A 16,775-nucleotide genomic window follows, 5' to 3' on the forward strand; every position below is an offset into this window, starting at 1 on the left:
TATATATTAAATATATTAAAAGGATATCATATATTTAAATGTTGTGCTATTAATTAATTTTAAACTTATTGCATTTAATTTACAAAGGAGTTGTTTTTTATCCATGGGAAAAATCGTTTTAATCACTGGCGGAGCTCGTAGTGGTAAAAGTAAATTTGCTGAAAATTACGTTGCACACACTGGCAAGGATATAGCTTATATTGCCACTTCTCAAATTTTTGATGATGAAATGGCTTACCGCGTTAAACTACACCGCCAGCGTCGCCCTGCTAATTGGCAAACATTTGAAGCGCCGTTTAATGCGCATGAAGCGATACAAGAAGCATTTAAAGCGCATGATACAATATTGTTTGATTGCTTAACTTTGTATTTGAGTAATTACTTATGCCAAGAAGAAGCTCAAAGCCTTTCTTTAGACGATTTATCTGATAATGTCTCTATGTTAATGAAGGAATTAATCTCCGCGGTGCGCAGTGTTACGAATAAAACTTGTGTCTTTGTAACAAATGAAGTCGGTGCTGGTATCGTGCCAGAAAATGAACTTGCTCGCAAATACAGAGATTTAGCTGGTCTTTGCAATCAACAAATAGCTAAAACAGCTGATGAAGTTTATCTAGTCGTATCTGGTATACCACTTCAAATAAAATAATCAGGAGTATATTTTAATGAATAATTTTTTAGTAGGACTACAATTTTTAACGCGTATCACCGTAAAGAAAAATCTCGATTGGTCAGAAAAAGCCTGTGGTGGCAGCGTAAAATTTTTCCCATTTATCGGGGCTATCTTAAGTATAATCTACGTTATATTTGGTTATGTAATCTATTTTTTATTACCACAATACAACTTTAATCTATCCACTCTTCTAATAGGTTTTATTCTTCTTGCCTTAAATATATTTTTAACAGGTGCACTCCACTGTGATGGCTTTACTGATACTATGGACGGCATTTTATCGGGTAGAAAGCGTGAACGCATCTTAGAAATAATGAAAGATAGCCGAGTTGGAGCTCATGGTGCAACTTCTTTAATCTTATTATTAATCGGCAAATTTGCCATGTTCTCAGACTTAAACTCTACAGTCGCATTGACTGCGTTATTTTTGATGCCAATCATTCCTCGCGCTTGCATGAGTAATGCTGTCGTACATTTTCCTTATGCTCGCAAAGAAGGACTTGGCAAGGCATTTCACCAGTATTCAAGCCAAAAAGATATGTTGATAGCTGGTTTTTTTACTTGCCTTCTTTCCCTTCTTTTAGGTAAAATAGCTATTATTGCTTACGTTTTAACTACGCTGATAATGTATAGCTTTAATCGCTATGTATCTCATCTTTTAGGTGGATTGACTGGCGATGTCTACGGTGCTACAACTGAACTTGGTGAATTTGTAGTGCTTTTTATTTTTGTTATTGCTCAAACTTTTATTTTATAAGAGGAGGCTTTTTTTTGATAAAAGTAATTTTAGTTCGTCATGGCAAAACACTCTGGAATAGTTCTGGTCGCTTCCAAGGTCAAGCTAATACAGAATTATCACCAGAAGGCATTATGCAAGCTCAAAAATTAGCGGAAAATTTTCCCGTTGAACATATTGACGCTGTATACAGCAGTCCTTTAGACCGCGCTTTTATCACAGGGAAAACTATTGCTGATAAATTTCATGTACCAATAAAAGCAGATAAACGCCTTTGTGAAATAAACTTCGGTGCTTGGGAAGGTTTAACTTATGATGAAATCCACGCTAAATGGCCAAATGAAATAGAAATGCTTTTTTCTCGTCCTGATGAAGTCGTAATTCCTAAAGGAGAACAATTTATTCAAGTGCAAGAACGTGCAAAATCTGCACTTAAAGATATTCTTGCTGAAAACACGGTAGAAAATCAAGATAGAGTCGTTGTCATAACAGCTCATGGCGGTATTCTTCGCGCTTTACTGAGCTATATCTTGCATATGCCACTTCGCTATATTTGGGCACTCCGTCAAGATAATACAGCTGTAAACATCATCTCTTTCTTTGGCGAAAAATACAATATTGAGCTCATAAATAGCACAGCTCATCTCGGTCTTGTCAAACAATCCAAACCTGGACGTTTTTAATTTAGAGGCTGATTATGAATAAGAAATTTTATATTTTACCGCAAAATGGCGGTGAAAAATTCCGCCAAATTTTAAAAGCTATCCCAGCAACTCCACAAGAAAAACAGATATTACAGGAAGCTTCCATAAAACACGTAGAAATCGATTTAAACAACAATTCTTGGGAAATCCTCATGCAAACGTACAACGGTATTCCTGATGAATTGCTAACAAAAGCAGCAAGTTATATTTCACATCGCTGCAATATCCCTAATGTAATTTTTTATCAAGATATAATCGATTTACCACAAGAAGTTACACGCCATTGGCAAACGATAATTCAAAATGCCGCTGGCACTAATCCAACGCTTTACAGCATTTTGACACAAGCTACTCATAGCGTTGATGGCAATCGCATCATGATTGATTTTAAAGGTTCTCATATTGAGGATATCTTGCGCTCTCATAATGTTGAAGAAACAATCACTCATGCTGTTCAAGCAATGGTACATTGCCCTTGCAAAGTCATTTGCCGTATCGATAATGAAAATAATATCCCTATCAATACCATGGTAAATCCACTCGATAGCGATATCGAAAAGGAAAATTACCTGCGCCAATTGCAACAACAATCTCAAAGCAATGTTCATCATACAACTAAAACTCAAACAACTTCAAACACCAATGAAAACGGCTTTAATAATAATCAACCAAAATTCCGCCGTTCTAAAACAGAACGCAAATTGATTATTGATACTATTTCTGATGAACCAATTGAAATCACCAGCATTGATGGTGAAATGAAAAATATCACATTGCGCGGTCGTATCTTCAATATAAATACACGCGAATTCAACACAGGAACAATTCTTTTGACATTCGACCTCGCTGATGAATCAGACGGTATTTCCTGTAAAGTATTCTTAAAGACAAAAGATGAATTTACAGAAGTTAATTCCGCACTACAAAAAGCTGATATCGTAAAAATCAAAGGCGCAATCCGTTTTGACTCCTATTTAAATGACTATGTGATGATGCCAAATAATATCGCTATGTCAGAACTGCCAAAACGTGAAGATAGGGCTATTGAAAAACGCGTTGAATTGCATGCCCATACTCATATGAGTAATATGGATGCTGTCGTGTCCGCCACTGATTTAATCAATACTGCTGTTCGTTGGGGCTGGCCAGCCATTGCCATCACTGACCACGGTGTTGTTCAAGCTTTCCCAGAAGCCATGAAAGCAGCTAAAGGCAAAGACATCAAGATAATTTACGGTATTGAAGGATATTTAACGGGCGACGATTACCAACAGCGCCGTGCAAATCACATCATAATGTTGGCTAAAAATTCCATTGGACTGCACAATATTTATCGCATGGTTTCATTATCCCATTTAAAATATCTGTACAAATCGCGACCACGTTTGCCGAAAAAAATAATTTCAGAATTACGTGAAGGAGTAATCATCGGTTCTGCCTGCGAAGCTGGCGAGTTAATTCGCGCTATCGTTGCTGGTGCGGATGATGATAAATTATTGGAAATCGCTTCATTTTATGATTATCTGGAAATTCAACCTATCGGCAACAATGCCTTTTTACTGCGCGATAATGATAATTTCCCTAATATCCAAACAGAACAGGATTTAATCAACATAAACTTAAAAGTCGCTGAACTCGCTGAAAAACTTGGCAAAATGCTAATTGCCACTTGTGATGTTCATTTTCTAAATGCCAAAGACAGCATTTATCGCGCTATCTTAATGAAAGGCAAAGGCTTTGCCGATGCTGAAAAACAACCACCATTATACTTGCGCACAACTGAAGAAATGCTCAAGGAATTTTCTTATCTCGGCGAAGAAAAAGCATATGAAGCAGTCGTTACCAATCCGCGCAAAATCGCTGATATGGTAGAAGTCTTCAAGCCAATTCCTGATGAATTGTATTCACCGATGATACCTGGCGCAGATGAACAAATTCACGATATGTCTTACGCTAGAGCACGCGAACTTTACGGTGAAAACTTGCCAAAAGTCGTACAAGACCGCCTTGAATTAGAGCTTAACTCCATCATCGGACATGGTTTTGCTGTATTGTATTTAATCGCACACAAACTCGTAAAAAAATCACTTGATGACGGCTATCTCGTAGGCTCTCGTGGTTCTGTTGGCTCTTCATTTGTCGCAACTATGACAAATATAACAGAAGTAAATCCATTGCCACCGCATTGGCGTTGCCCATATTGCAAACACAGCGAATTTGTCGAAGACGGCACTTATGGCTGTGGTTTTGATATGCCAGATAAAATCTGCCCACATTGTGGCACAAAAATGATTAAAGACGGTCATGACATTCCATTTGCCGTATTCATGGGCTTTGATGGCGATAAAGTTCCAGATATCGACCTCAATTTCTCCGGTGATTATCAGCCTGTTGCTCATAAATACACAGAAGAATTATTTGGCAAAGACAATGTATTCCGCGCTGGAACTATTGCCACTGTCGCTGATAAAACAGCTTATGGCTATGTAAAAAAATTCTTCGATGAAAAAGGTATAAAAAAACGCGATGCTTATATAAACAGCCTTGTCAATGGTTGCACCGGTGTAAAACGCACCACAGGTCAACATCCTGGTGGCATCATGGTTATCCCTCGTAATATGGATGTTCATCACTTTACACCAATTCAACATCCAGCTGACGATAATGATACAAATACGATAACGACACACTTTGATTACCATTCCATTAGCAGTCGTCTTGTTAAACTCGATATACTAGGACACGATGACCCAACTGTAATTAAAATGCTCGAAAATGTCACACATCGCGACCCAAGAAGCATACCATTTGATGACCCAGCTACCATGAGTATCTTTTCTTCTACGGAAGCACTCGGCGTCACACCGGAAAAACTCGGCGCTACATCTGGTACTTTCGGTATTCCAGAATTTCGCACGCCTTTTACACGTCAAATGCTTGATGATACTAAACCAAAAAAATTCAGTGATTTAGTGCGTATCAGTGGATTTTCACATGGAACAAACGTTTGGCTCGACAATGCGCAGGATTTAATCACCAATGGAACATGTACCGTATCCGATGCTATTTCTTGTCGTGATGATATAATGATGCACTTAATTCACAGCGGTCTTGACCCTCTCTTTTCCTTTAAAACCATGGAAAAAGTACGTAAAGGTAAAGGATTGAGTGAAGATGATATTAAAGTCATGAAAGACGGTGGCATTCCACAATGGTACATTGATTCTTGCTTAAAAATAAAATATCTCTTCCCACGTGCTCATGCTACAGCTTACGTTATGATGGCATATCGCATTGCCTTTTGCAAAGTTCATTATCCACTCGCTTTTTATGCCGCTTATTTTTCCATTCGTGCCGCTGAATTTGATGCTAATATCATCTCACGCGGTAAACAGGCTGTACGCGATAAATTAGATGAAATCATCGCCATGGAAAAACAAAAGAAATTATCCGTAAAAGATAAAAGCTTCCAAGTAATTTTGGAATTAGCTTGGGAAATGTATTTACGCGGATTTTTTGTAGAAAAAGTTGATTTATATAAATCGAGTGCTAGCAAATTCATCTTGCATGAAAAATCACTGCTTCCACCATTCACAGCTTTAACTGGTATCAGCACTACAGCTGCTAATAATATCGTTCAAGCTCGCAAAGATGGCGAATTTACTTCTATTGATGATTTGAAAAAACGTGCTAGCTTGACTACAACTATTATCGAAAGCTTGCGTGAACACGGTTGTCTCAATGGACTTCAGGAAAATGACCAAATCGCACTCTTTAGCTAAAAATTAAATTAAGGAACTTTATAATGAAACAAACACTATCTTTATCTCAATATATACTTGTCGGCTCTATGCTCTTTGGCATGTTCTTCGGTGCAGGGAATTTAATATTCCCTGTACACTTAGGTCAAGAAGCTGGTAGCAATATCTTAGCTGCCAATATCGGTTTTATGCTGACTGCTATCGGTCTTCCATTTCTTGGCATCATAGCTATGGGCGTTTCTCGCAGCAATGGCTTATTTGATTTAGCTAGTCGTATAAATACAACATACGCTCACTTTATCACAATTGCCCTTTATTTATCCATCGGTCCTGCTTTTGCTCTGCCACGTACTGCTGCCGTTTCCTTTGAAATTGGTTTTGCCAGCCATATAGATAGCTCTATGCAGACAATTTATCTTGCTGTTTTCACCATAATATTTTTCTTATTAGCATTGTTCTTCGCTTTAAAACCAGGCAAAATAATAATTTGGATTGGTAAATTCCTCAATCCATTATTCCTCGTCTTTCTCGCTATTTTAATCGTAACGGCATTTATAAATCCTATGGGTTCACCAGCTGATATGGCTGCACAAGGTGCTTACCAAAATGAAGCTTTAACAAAAGGTATCATTGAAGGTTACAACACCATGGACGCTTTAGCCTCTCTTGCTTTTGGTATCATTGTAATTCATACACTGTATGATTTAGGTTTAAAACATCCTAAAGATATCGCACTCGGCACACTAAAAGCTGGTATCGTAGTATTAATCTTAATGGGCATTATCTACAGTGCTTTATCTTATATCGGTGCTACAAGCTTAGGACAATTACCACTTTCAGCTAATGGCGGTATTGCTCTCGCTGATATTTCCACATATTATTTTGGCTCTTTCGGTCATATTTTACTTGCTAGTACAGTAACTGTAGCTTGCCTTAAAACAGCAATCGGTCTCATAACTGCTTGTTCTACTACATTTAGCGAATTATATCCTAATACTTTATCTTATAAATCATACGTATATCTGATTACACTCGTTTCATTTTTAATCAGTAATGTTGGTTTGACCAGTATTATTTATTTAGCTATTCCGATTTTAATGCTATTATATCCACTTGCTATCACATTGATTTTATTAGCTTTCATTGACGCAATTTGTGGTTATCACCGTTATATCTATGTATGCACAACAATCCTCACTTTAATCGCTGCTATCGGTGATATGCTCAATGCTTTACCATTTGGACTCAATAAAGCTTCTGCTATAAGCAGTATAATTGAAATCTACCACAATACACTTCCATTTTTCGATATCGGCATGGGCTGGATACTTCCTGCCATAATCGGTTTAGTGATTGGTACTGTCATCACAGTTTTAACAAAAAAATAAAATGTAAAAAAGCTGCTGCCTTAAGGCAACAGCTTTTCTTTATTTCTTCTTATAAATGCCAATCGTAAGTTCATTTATAATCGGCCATTTTTCTGCACTGAGTTTTCTAATCACAATAGCAGCTATAAGTGTAAAACCAACGACTGCTACATAAAAAATCATAGAGTGAACAGCCGTCATCACAATATTAAATTTTGCCATGAACAATGCCAAATACGTTATTGCAACAGGATGAGCTAAATAAACAAAATATGAATGTCTGCCCAATATTGAAAAAGCTCCCGTTCCAATTCTCGATAACACACCGTATTGAAATTCTGCAAATAAGAATATAGTCGCACCGAGTGTATATACTAGCCCCGCTGGTGATAATTGATGTGCTGTATTTATAGCAGCTTCTGGTGAACAATCATTTACATAAATGCAATAATAATAATAACCTACCATTCCAATAAGACTGATTAGACCAAATATACGAATTTGATTAAGTTTTTCTTGCATAAATAGCTTAAATCTGTCATAATGAACTGCTATGTAGCCACCCAATACAAAAATAAAAACATAATGCACAACCCAATAGTTCAAGCGATATACAAAAATTGACTTTATAAACTCATTTTGAATTCCATACGGATTCATAATGAAACTAGAATAATAGTCAAATGCCATCTGAGCTACAAACAGTATGACAAACAAACACAAATTCATTCGTTTTACCATGAATATCCAAAGCGGCATCAATGCGTAAAACCAAATCAATAAGACCATGAAATACAGTTGATAACATGCCATACCAAAAAACAAAATTCCGATTAAATTTAACGGATGCAATAAAATAAGCGTATGGTGTGTCAATGTATAATGCGCAATATAAAATATCGACCAAACTAAATACGGTATCAATACCGTTTTAAATCTGCGTTTCATAAAAGCTTTATAGGAAAACTTTTCTTTTAAATCCAGATTGTAAAATAAACCAAATGCTGAAATAAAGAAAAAAATCGGCACAGAAAATCGCGTTACGATTTCATACAAAGCTAATAGCTGTAAATTAGGTGTCGGATTGTTTACAAGATATTGTGAACCAACATGTATACCGACTACACCGAGCATAGATATACCTCGCATGTATTCTATGGCAGGAATTCGTTCTTTTCTTATCCTCACAAAAACCCCTCATTTGTTAAATTCATTTCATTCATAATAGCAAATCCCTACTAAAAAAACAACAACCACTATAAAATGTATGTACAATGCAGGATATTTAACGCTAAATATGGAATATATAGATAGAAAATCACGATTCTGTAAATTTCTAAAAAAAAATTTGTTATTTCTAAAAAAAAAGAAGGATTTTCGTTAACTTAAATAGAATATATGTATGTTATGCCGTAAATTGATTTTTACTTTAGCAGCTTTTTATTGAAAGGTGAGTTATATGAGCACAACCAGTGTGCATGATGATTTTGTTGAGCGAGTACGCTCTTCTTCAGATATTCTGGCTGTCATCTCAAGTTACGTTCATCTGAAGAAAAAAGGAAATCGATATTGGGGCTGCTGTCCATTCCATAATGAAAAAACACCTTCCTTTTCTGTAGTTCCGCAACAAGGATTTTTTTATTGCTTTGGCTGCCATGCAGGTGGTAATGTATTTAAATTTTTATCATTAATTGAAAATGTATCTTATTACGAGGCCATCAAATTGCAGGCACAGAGATTAAACATTCCTATTCCAACGTATCGCAAGAACGCACACGAGTTGGCGGAAGAGCAAGAACGCAATGATTTGCTTAAAATACATGAATTGGCAGGTTCTTTTTTTCATAATTGTTTAACCAAAACAGCACTTGGTGCCCCTGGTCGAGAATACTTTGCTACTCGTCAGATAAATTCCAATATCATAGAACAATTTAAACTAGGTTATGCCCCTAATCTTTGGGACAAATTATACACTTCTTTTATCAAAAGAGGTATTCCTAAAGAACTTTTAGCTAAATCTGGTTTAGTTACCATAAAGGATTCAGGTAAGGCATATGACCGTTTTCGCAATCGAGTAATAATACCTATTGCTGATGAACACGGACATATTACTGGATTTGGTGGACGCATCATCACTAATGCTGATTCACCTAAATATTTAAATTCACCTGAAACTATTATCTTTAATAAACGTTATTTACTTTTTGGTTTAGACCAAGCACAAAAAGCTATAAAAGAACAAAATTTTGCTATTGTTGTTGAAGGATATATGGATGCAATTTCACTTCATAGTTATGGCATTACCAATGCTGTCGCTTCTTTAGGTACTGCCTTCACTGTTCAGCAATGTCGTAAAATTTTACGCTTTAGTCCTAATATTTATTTTTGCTACGATAGTGACAATGCTGGTCAAAATGCTACCATGCGTGCATTAGCCATAGCTTCAAGCAGTGGTGCTAATGTCCGCGTTATATCCATTCCAGACGGCAAAGACCCTGATGAATTTGTCAAAAAACATGGTGCAAAAGCTTTTTATACGTTAATTGATAAGGCTTTACCGCTAATGGAATTTCAGCTGCAATATGTTTTAAAAAATACAAACGGCAACACTTTAGAAGGCAAATTATCTGCCATAAATCAATTAATGCCGCTTTTAGCAAATATATCTAATGCTGTTGAACGCAATGAATATATTATTCGCATATCCAATGTATTGGGCATAGATGAAGGCGTTATCCGCAGTGACTTGCAACGGCAGAGTTCTTTTAAAAATTACACTGAAGTTAATTCTCTTCCGGGTAATAATACTCGCAAAATCATACCAGATAAAAAAGACGCCCTCACTCTGGCCGGGCGTTATTTAATAAAAAAATCTTGGTATGAACAAGGTGTTTTAGATTACGTTTTAAGTGTAATTCCTGCTACGGAATTTCCTAACAAGCTTCATAGTGAAATTCTCTCGTATATGTCAAAAAATAATCAGGATAATCTTGCTTTCACTGATATCGATGCCGCTGAAAAACTCAGTGAAGCGGCCTACAGCGAATTATCACATTGTTTAGTAGAAGAAATATCTACTACTGATGATGTACAATTTACTGAAGACTGTTTAAAACGTTTGAGGCGGTACTATTTAAACAATAATTATGAAAAACACCGTCTTTTAGCCGACCAGTTGCAACGCAACGGTGACAGCAGATTTTTAGATGAATTGAAAATCACTCAACAGTTAAGAACACAAATGGATAATTTATAATCATATAATTATTACTTTGAAGGAGGCATGCAAATAATGGCTCAAACAAAAAAAACCGTCAAAGCCGTTAAAGATACAAATACATCTAATTCAGCTGCTAGCTTAGATGCAGTAAGTAAATTATTGGATAAAGGTAAGAAAACTGGCGTTTTAACTTATAATGAAATCATGGAATCCCTTCAATCGGTAGATATGAGTCCGGATGAAATTGATGAATTATATGATACTTTCACCAAACGTGGCATTGACATTATTGATAATGGCAGTGATATTGGGCCAGAAGACGATACTTCCGATATCAAAGATGAAGATGATATTGATATCGACCTTAGTATCCCTGAGGGTATTAATATCGATGACCCTGTTAGAATGTATCTCAAAGAAATCGGTCGCGTGCCTTTACTATCCGCTGACGAAGAAATCAAATTAGCAAAACGCATGGAAGAAGGCGACACAGAAGCACAAAAAAGACTTGCAGAAGCTAATTTACGTCTTGTTGTCAGCATCGCAAAACGATATGTGGGCCGCGGTATGTTATTCTTAGACTTAATTCAAGAAGGTAACCTTGGCCTTATTAAAGCCGTAGAAAAATTTGATTACAATAAAGGATATAAATTCAGTACGTATGCAACTTGGTGGATTCGTCAAGCAATAACTCGTGCTATTGCTGACCAAGCACGTACAATTCGTATTCCTGTACACATGGTAGAAACCATCAATAAATTAATTCGTGTTTCTCGTCAATTATTACAATCTCTCGGACGTGAACCAACCCCAGAAGAAATTGCTAAAGAAATGAATGTTAGTGTAGACAGAGTTCGTGAAATCATGAAAATTGCTCAAGAACCAGTATCTTTAGAAACACCAATCGGTGAAGAAGAAGATTCTCATCTCGGCGATTTCATTGAAGACCATGATGCACCAGCACCAGCAGAAGCAGCATCTTTCGTTCTTCTCAAAGAACAATTAGAGGATGTTTTGGATACTCTTACAGAACGTGAAGAAAAAGTTTTACGTCTACGTTTTGGACTTGACGATGGTCGTGCTCGCACCTTAGAAGAAGTTGGCCAGAACTTTGGTGTAACACGCGAACGTATTCGTCAGATTGAAGCAAAAGCTCTTCGCAAATTGCGTCATCCAAGTCGCAGCAAGAAATTAAAAGATTTCTTGGAATAAAACCGTCATACGCCGTCTATGTTTATTTATTTCATAGACGGTTTTTCTAATAAATAAACAAAAAATTTTTTCTAAAAAATTTTTAAAAAACTGTTGACAAGAAACTCTATATTGTATTATAATAATTTTCGTTGGCGATGACATTCCTCGATAGCTCAGTTGGTAGAGCAATCGGCTGTTAACCGATCGGTCGTAGGTTCGAGTCCTACTCGAGGAGCCATTTTCTAACATATCAAATTCCTTGATAGCTCAGTTGGTAGAGCAATCGGCTGTTAACCGATCGGTCGTAGGTTCGAGTCCTACTCAAGGAGCCATTTTTATTTTTGGGCCTATAGCTCAGCGGTAGAGCCCCCGGCTCATAACCGGTTGGTCCCTGGTTCGAATCCAGGTGGGCCCACCACTTATAAAGATGATACAAGCTTTCATTATTAATTTAATGAAGGCTTTTTATTTTTTTCAAACAAATTAATCTAAAATATATTAAAGGCGTAATTATAATTTCAAAATTATAGTTACGCCTTTTTATTTCATATGTAAGCTTTTCATTTAAATCTGTACATTAATTTATCTGTTTGTGGCAATAAAACATCATTATAATGTTCAAGATGATAACTATTCTTCTCCACCATAGTATACAAAACTTTTATTTTGTTCAATAAAATATTTTGAACTTCTATTATCATCTGTTTTCTAGCTTCACTGGAGGCTTCGCCTAGTTTTGCCAATTTAATATAATCTAAAATAGCTTCAAGTGAAAAGCCTACACTTTTTAAATCTTGAATAAAACTCACTAAATGAATGAAAAATTCATCATAATCACGAATTCCATTGGCTTTCCTCGGAACTGCTGGTAAAAGCCCTATTCTTTCATAATAACGCAGTGTATCTGTAGAAACACCTGTCTTTTCTGCTACTTCCTTTATTGTCATACGAAAAACCTCCTATCCCTTTTTTAATTTATCAATCATAAAATCTAAATTATCCAATAATTTTTGCCTATCGTGAATTTCTTCCAATAACATGCCTCTATATTTTCTTAAAGTTTTAATAGCTTCTGGTTTTTGCCTTTCCCTATCTAATAGATTGCAGATTTCTTCCCTTGCTATTGAACACAAATTCATTTTTTTCAAAAGTAAGACTAAATCATCTTTTATCTGTTCATCTAGCATGAATAAACCTCCTAAAAAAATATGAGCATAAATGATATCTCATCTACACTCATATTATAAAAAATATTAAATTTCATGTCTAATACTTAAATATCAAGGTTTAACCATGCCCAAAAAGCATTTTATATGTTCAATAAATTTTTCCACTGCCAAACTAAACGGTTGATATCTCTTCCAAGCAATAAAAGTATTCGTTGTTAAATTTGGTGAAAGTGGTCGACAACAAATTTTTGTATTATCTATAAATGGCAAAGAACCTTCGACAACTATAGCACAACCTAAACCATTTTGTACCATTATAGAAGCATTCGTACTCAAATTGCTGATAAAATCAATCTGTAAATCCTTAAAATTATCACCAAAATAATTGGCTATTTCACTGCGCACATCATCACGCCACGGCAAAATCAACGGCACTTTTTTTAAGTCTTCTATTTCTATAGCATTTTTTTGTGCTAATGCATCATCAGCTCGCATGACAACTACCCATCTTTCTTTCACTGGCATGCGAATAAATTCATATTTTGCCTTATTTATCGGCTCTAAAAAAACACCTACATCAACCAGGCCCCTATCTAATCGCTCTTTTATATGTTCACCACTTGCCGTATACAAATTAAATTTCACTAGAGGATATTTATCTTTAAACGCTTTTATTATTTTAGCTAAAACTTCTACAGAATATAATTCACCTTGACCTAAACTGATAGTTCCATCTATTACACTTTCCTGTTCTAATAATTCATGCTCAGTCTTATCAACCATATCTATGATTTCTTCTGCTCTGCGACGAAGTAACATACCTTCATTCGTCAAAGTGATATTTTTCTTTCCTCGAATGAATAATTTAACATTTAAATCATCTTCTAATTGTGCCAACTGTCTGCTGAGTGTTGGTTGTGTAATATGTAAAACATTTGCCGCTTTAGTGATATTTTCTTCTCTAGCTACTGCTAAGAAATATTTTAAAATGCGAAACTCCATATACATTCCTTCTTTACTAAAATGAATATCTTTAAATTTATTATATCATTTATTTTCTGATTGAATTTTACGTAATATTGATTTTATCGTGCCTTTAATTTTGCTATAATTTAACTATCTAAATATATTATTAAAGGTGATTTTATGCAATCTTGTATGATTTTAGTTCCATTTATCGGTTGGCTTGTAGCTGTAAGTATCAAATTCATAACAAACTGTATTTTCAACTCCACTATGGATGTAAAATTAGCACTCAGTAACGGCGGATTTCCCAGCGTACACACTGCTACTATAATTACCACTACGACTTATATCGGTCTTCATGATGGTCTTAATTCCACAGTATTCATATTAGCTGTAACACTTTCTTTTATCGTGATGATTGATGCTACACATTTACGCCGTTCAATCGGCAAACACGCTTCAATTTTAAATAATATGATGGGTAAACGAGAACTTCATGAAAAAGAAGGTCATACGTATTTTCAAGTGATAAGTGGTGCTATAATCGGTATTATCACAGGTTCTATCTTACACTTTATCTAAAATAAATAAATACACAAACCTCTATTTCATTAATTTTAGTAGATGTTTTTTCTTTATTTTTCATTCTTTTCTTGTTCCATCTTATAATACGAACGGTATTGAGTAGGTGATATCTGCATTATTTCCTTAAAAGCTGTAGCAAATTTACTTTGATTTTCATATCCTAAAGCTTCTGCCACTTCTTTAACTGTCATATTTGTTTGGCATAATAAATTTGCTGCTTCATGCATGCGATAATCCTTCATATACTGTGCTATTGGTTTACCATAAACTGCCTTAAATACCTGCTTTAATGTTGAAGTATTAATTAAAAATTCTCTTGATAAAATTTCTATTGTCGGTCTTTGTTCTAAGTTTGCTATCAATTTAGCATGAATGCGTTTTATCGTATCAACTGTACAAGCTGGATATATTTGCTTTTCTGCTATTTTAGATAAATCTAATAGAGCTAAAAACATCATTATTTCTTCAAATTTTAATTTAAAATACATTGCTTTATATTCCTCTGGCACAATATTTAACAATGCAAATAGATTTTTTATATTATTCGTAGCTGGTAAGACAGTCGTTTTATTATTGCGACAATATTTCTGCTTCAACTGCATAAAGTTTAAATTCATCTGCTTTAAAACCACAGATTTCTCCATATCAAGTTCAGTTAAATCAATAAAAATACTTATTCCTTTATAATGTTTAAGTGGCAATGTTATCGATGATAATGCACAATTATTCACCATATGTAGCGATATATCATTTTCCGCCAAATAAATATAATCGCCATTGTGCAGTCGCCAGCCTAATCTTCCTTCTAGGCAATAATTTATCTGCAAGATATTCTCTAACGCTTGATGCTCACATTTTAGTTCATTTCCTTCGTATTCATTTAAAACTAATTCTACACCAGGAAATATCATATACGGCTGCATTGTAGCAGTTATGCCATTTATTTTTTTATTTATCAACTTGCTTAAACCAAGTCTTTTTAAAATACTTTTATTTTCACTGTTTTGTAACATAAATATCCTTCCTAAATAACAATTACATACAATAAAATTATACAAAAATTTATTTAACAAAACTATTATTCCTTCACAAAAAAGATATTTAATCCATTTAGAAATACTTTTAATCCATTCGGAAATGATTACTCTAAAACCATTGAACTTATTTTTATTTTTGTTATACTGTACTCGTAATCATTCAAACATATATTTGAATGATAATTAAAAATATGAATTATAAAAATCTAATATAAAGAAAGGTTGTCTCTACTATGAAAAAAAATATCAAATTAATCGACTTAGATTGCGCAAACTGTGCTGCTAAAATTGAAAACGCTGTTAAAAAAATCGAAGGTGTAACAAATGCTTCTGTAAGCTTCATGGCTCAAAAAATGACACTTGAAGCTCCAGATGAAAAATTTGCTCAAGTCCTCGATGAAGCAAAAAAAATCATTCACAAATTAGAACCAGATATCACTATTAAATAATTGACGAAGAGAGGTATTTATTTTATGCAATTTCAACAAATACGAAATGCTACATCAATTATAACCTTTGCCAATAAACGATTTTTAATTGACCCATTATTTGCTCCAAAAGATTTCTTTGCACCATTCCCAAAAAGCTTAATACCAAATAGACGCTGGCCAATGGTAGAATTGCCTTTTGAAGCTACAAAAATTGTAGAAAATATCGATGCTTTAATCTTAACCCATTCACATGTTGACCATTTCGATGATTTTGCAGCAAATGCTTTACCAAAAGATTTAAAAGCCTTTGTTCAAGATGAATACGATAAAAACTTCTTGCAAAAATACGGTTTTAACAATATCGAAATCTTATCAGAAGATGGAACTGTATTTGATGATATCAAACTTTATAAAACTCCATGCTTACACGGAAATATGGAAACTGCAATGCCATATTATAAAATGTTCGGTTTTAGACCGGATGCTATGGGCGTTATCTTTAAACATGAAAATGAACCTACTGTTTATTTAGCAGGTGATACGATTTGGTGTGATTTTGTTAAAAATTCCATAAATAAATTTGCACCAAATGCAATCATCATAAATGCCGCAGCAGCTCAACTTGAACACAGTGGGCCAATCATCATGGGCACTGAGGATATCGCAAAACTTCGCCAATATGCACCAAATTTGACTGTAATAGCAAGTCATATGGACGCTGTTGGTCATGCAACACTTAACCGCAAAGAATTAAAAGAATTTATCACTGCTAAAAATATTTCTAAAAACTTTTTAATTCCTGATGACGGTGAATTACTCTATATAAATAAAATGGGTGTAGAAAATTTTGATTTAAAATACTAAAACTAAACCATTGCTTTTAAATCAGCAATAGAAAATTTTTATAGGTAGCATATTTGAAGATACTGATT

General features: G+C 34.7%; 15 protein-coding genes and 3 tRNA genes. 13 read left to right on the forward strand and 5 right to left on the reverse strand.

Features of this window, described 5'->3' with window-relative positions:
* Nucleotides 1–103 precede the first annotated feature (103 nt).
* The 5 genes from cobU to brnQ are packed head-to-tail and all read left to right on the forward strand — an operon-like array spanning nt 104 to nt 7,262.
* A complete protein-coding gene (cobU, locus tag CKV65_RS07580) occupies nt 104–649 on the forward strand; it encodes a bifunctional adenosylcobinamide kinase/adenosylcobinamide-phosphate guanylyltransferase (RefSeq protein WP_027890249.1) in 546 nt (181 codons plus the stop codon).
* A 16-nt stretch (nt 650–665) separates the two neighbouring features.
* Entirely contained in the window at nt 666–1,430 is a 765-nt protein-coding gene (gene cobS / locus CKV65_RS07585; RefSeq protein WP_027890248.1) for an adenosylcobinamide-GDP ribazoletransferase, read from the forward strand.
* Between the two features lie 14 nt (nt 1,431–1,444).
* On the forward strand, nt 1,445–2,092 hold the full coding sequence (locus tag CKV65_RS07590; protein ID WP_027890247.1) for a histidine phosphatase family protein: 648 nt from the start codon (nt 1,445–1,447) through the stop codon (nt 2,090–2,092).
* A gap of 14 nt (nt 2,093–2,106) precedes the next feature.
* The gene (locus tag CKV65_RS07595) at nt 2,107–5,895 is read left to right on the forward strand and encodes a PolC-type DNA polymerase III (RefSeq protein WP_027890246.1); all 3,789 of its coding nucleotides are present in this window, start codon (nt 2,107–2,109) and stop codon (nt 5,893–5,895) included.
* Between the two features lie 23 nt (nt 5,896–5,918).
* A complete protein-coding gene (gene brnQ / locus CKV65_RS07600; protein ID WP_027890245.1) occupies nt 5,919–7,262 on the forward strand; it encodes a branched-chain amino acid transport system II carrier protein in 1,344 nt (447 codons plus the stop codon).
* Between the two features lie 39 nt (nt 7,263–7,301).
* On the opposite strand, the gene CKV65_RS07605 is transcribed toward brnQ, so the two are convergent.
* On the reverse strand, nt 7,302–8,429 hold the full coding sequence (locus tag CKV65_RS07605; protein WP_081654855.1) for an acyltransferase: 1,128 nt from the start codon (nt 8,427–8,429) through the stop codon (nt 7,302–7,304).
* A 271-nt stretch (nt 8,430–8,700) separates the two neighbouring features.
* Between CKV65_RS07605 and dnaG the strand changes: the two genes are divergently transcribed.
* From dnaG to CKV65_RS07630, 5 genes are all read left to right on the forward strand, one after another.
* Nucleotides 8,701–10,497 (forward strand): DNA primase, encoded by a 1,797-nt coding sequence (gene dnaG, locus CKV65_RS07610; RefSeq protein ID WP_027890243.1) that lies wholly within the window; start codon nt 8,701–8,703, stop codon nt 10,495–10,497.
* Nucleotides 10,498–10,533: 36 nt separating this feature from the next.
* Nucleotides 10,534–11,673, forward strand: coding sequence for an RNA polymerase sigma factor RpoD (rpoD, locus tag CKV65_RS07615; RefSeq protein ID WP_027890242.1), 1,140 nt, complete (start codon nt 10,534–10,536; stop codon nt 11,671–11,673).
* A gap of 144 nt (nt 11,674–11,817) precedes the next feature.
* Nucleotides 11,818–11,893, forward strand: a tRNA-Asn gene (locus tag CKV65_RS07620).
* An 18-nt stretch (nt 11,894–11,911) separates the two neighbouring features.
* Nucleotides 11,912–11,987, forward strand: a tRNA-Asn gene (locus CKV65_RS07625).
* 11 nt (nt 11,988–11,998) lie between these two features.
* Nucleotides 11,999–12,073, forward strand: a tRNA-Ile gene (locus CKV65_RS07630).
* 142 nt (nt 12,074–12,215) lie between these two features.
* Here the strand turns inward: CKV65_RS07630 and CKV65_RS07635 are convergent.
* The 3 genes from CKV65_RS07635 to CKV65_RS07645 form a co-directional block, all read right to left on the reverse strand.
* Entirely contained in the window at nt 12,216–12,602 is a 387-nt protein-coding gene (locus CKV65_RS07635; protein WP_027890241.1) for a MerR family transcriptional regulator, read from the reverse strand.
* 12 nt (nt 12,603–12,614) lie between these two features.
* A complete protein-coding gene (locus CKV65_RS07640) occupies nt 12,615–12,842 on the reverse strand; it encodes a hypothetical protein (RefSeq protein WP_036254729.1) in 228 nt (75 codons plus the stop codon).
* 93 nt (nt 12,843–12,935) lie between these two features.
* The gene (locus CKV65_RS07645) at nt 12,936–13,826 is read right to left on the reverse strand and encodes a LysR family transcriptional regulator (protein ID WP_027890239.1); all 891 of its coding nucleotides are present in this window, start codon (nt 13,824–13,826) and stop codon (nt 12,936–12,938) included.
* Nucleotides 13,827–13,970: 144 nt separating this feature from the next.
* Between CKV65_RS07645 and CKV65_RS07650 the strand changes: the two genes are divergently transcribed.
* Nucleotides 13,971–14,372 (forward strand): divergent PAP2 family protein, encoded by a 402-nt coding sequence (locus CKV65_RS07650; RefSeq protein ID WP_027890238.1) that lies wholly within the window; start codon nt 13,971–13,973, stop codon nt 14,370–14,372.
* Between the two features lie 53 nt (nt 14,373–14,425).
* On the opposite strand, the gene CKV65_RS07655 is transcribed toward CKV65_RS07650, so the two are convergent.
* Nucleotides 14,426–15,388 (reverse strand): helix-turn-helix domain-containing protein, encoded by a 963-nt coding sequence (locus tag CKV65_RS07655; RefSeq protein ID WP_036254727.1) that lies wholly within the window; start codon nt 15,386–15,388, stop codon nt 14,426–14,428.
* Between the two features lie 257 nt (nt 15,389–15,645).
* On the opposite strand from CKV65_RS07655, the gene CKV65_RS07660 reads away from it, so the two are divergent.
* Nucleotides 15,646–15,861: a cation transporter gene (locus CKV65_RS07660; protein WP_027890236.1), complete on the forward strand. Its 216-nt coding sequence runs from the start codon at nt 15,646–15,648 to the stop codon at nt 15,859–15,861.
* Nucleotides 15,862–15,885: 24 nt separating this feature from the next.
* Nucleotides 15,886–16,707 (forward strand): MBL fold metallo-hydrolase, encoded by an 822-nt coding sequence (locus CKV65_RS07665; protein WP_051177620.1) that lies wholly within the window; start codon nt 15,886–15,888, stop codon nt 16,705–16,707.
* Nucleotides 16,708–16,775 lie beyond the last annotated feature (68 nt).

Origin of the sequence: Megamonas hypermegale, from assembly GCF_900187035.1 — a bacterium.
Classification (GTDB): Bacteria; Bacillota; Negativicutes; order Selenomonadales; family Selenomonadaceae; genus Megamonas; species Megamonas hypermegale.

What these genes read in the sequence shown, in the direction of transcription:
- cobU (WP_027890249.1), top strand. Translation starts at nt 104, where the DNA reads ATGGGAAAAATCGTTTTAATCACTGGCGGAGCTCGTAGTGGTAAAAGT.
- cobS (WP_027890248.1), top strand. Translation starts at nt 666, where the DNA reads ATGAATAATTTTTTAGTAGGACTACAATTTTTAACGCGTATCACCGTA.
- CKV65_RS07595 (WP_027890246.1), top strand. Translation starts at nt 2,107, where the DNA reads ATGAATAAGAAATTTTATATTTTACCGCAAAATGGCGGTGAAAAATTC.
- brnQ (WP_027890245.1), top strand. Translation starts at nt 5,919, where the DNA reads ATGAAACAAACACTATCTTTATCTCAATATATACTTGTCGGCTCTATG.
- dnaG (WP_027890243.1), top strand. Translation starts at nt 8,701, where the DNA reads ATGAGCACAACCAGTGTGCATGATGATTTTGTTGAGCGAGTACGCTCT.
- rpoD (WP_027890242.1), top strand. Translation starts at nt 10,534, where the DNA reads ATGGCTCAAACAAAAAAAACCGTCAAAGCCGTTAAAGATACAAATACA.
- CKV65_RS07635 (WP_027890241.1), bottom strand. Translation starts at nt 12,602, where the DNA reads ATGACAATAAAGGAAGTAGCAGAAAAGACAGGTGTTTCTACAGATACA.
- CKV65_RS07640 (WP_036254729.1), bottom strand. Translation starts at nt 12,842, where the DNA reads ATGCTAGATGAACAGATAAAAGATGATTTAGTCTTACTTTTGAAAAAA.
- CKV65_RS07645 (WP_027890239.1), bottom strand. Translation starts at nt 13,826, where the DNA reads ATGGAGTTTCGCATTTTAAAATATTTCTTAGCAGTAGCTAGAGAAGAA.
- CKV65_RS07650 (WP_027890238.1), top strand. Translation starts at nt 13,971, where the DNA reads ATGCAATCTTGTATGATTTTAGTTCCATTTATCGGTTGGCTTGTAGCT.
- CKV65_RS07655 (WP_036254727.1), bottom strand. Translation starts at nt 15,388, where the DNA reads ATGTTACAAAACAGTGAAAATAAAAGTATTTTAAAAAGACTTGGTTTA.
- CKV65_RS07660 (WP_027890236.1), top strand. Translation starts at nt 15,646, where the DNA reads ATGAAAAAAAATATCAAATTAATCGACTTAGATTGCGCAAACTGTGCT.
- CKV65_RS07665 (WP_051177620.1), top strand. Translation starts at nt 15,886, where the DNA reads ATGCAATTTCAACAAATACGAAATGCTACATCAATTATAACCTTTGCC.